1 protein-coding gene is annotated in these 574 nt (G+C 49.7%); it reads left to right on the plus strand.

The genetic code is table 11. The annotated features are described in order from the left end of the window. On the plus strand, positions 1-574 hold a 574-nt coding region (rsgA, locus tag R8O10_RS26635; protein ID WP_318192152.1), incomplete at both ends, for a ribosome small subunit-dependent GTPase A.

The following is a 574-nucleotide window of genomic DNA, read 5'->3' on the forward strand; positions in this document are numbered from 1 at the left end:
AGCCGATTTGTGCGACGACGTCGATGAACTCAAAAGCCAAGTACAAAAGCTAGACCCTCTGCTAGTCATTGAGACGGTCAACGGCTTAGATGCAGAAAGTACTTCTAAGCTCATGAGCTGGTGTAATGAAGGGCAAACCGTTGCTTTTATCGGTTCATCAGGGGTGGGTAAGTCAACGCTGGTCAACGCGTTACTTGGTCAACAAGAACAATCGACAGGGCATATCCGTGAAGACGACAGCAAAGGACGCCATACGACGACCTCGCGCTCGATTCACCTATTACCTGCAGGCGGGATTTTGATCGATACTCCAGGAATGCGAGAAATCCAACTCGTCGATTGCGAAGCTGGTGTCAGCGAAGCCTTTGCTGACGTTGAAGCGCTTGCCGAGCATTGTAGATTTGGTGATTGTAAACACCAAACCGAGCCAGGTTGCGCCGTTCAAGCGGCCATTGAAAATGGCTCTCTTGAAATTCGCCGTTTCAACAATTATCAAAAGCTGCTGCGAGAACAAGCCTTTAATGGCGCGACCTTAGCAGAGCAACGAGCTCAGAGCCGACAATTTGGCAAACTC

The organism is Vibrio sp. 1727, assembly GCF_033344415.1.
GTDB classification, from domain to species: domain Bacteria; phylum Pseudomonadota; class Gammaproteobacteria; order Enterobacterales; family Vibrionaceae; genus Vibrio; species Vibrio alginolyticus.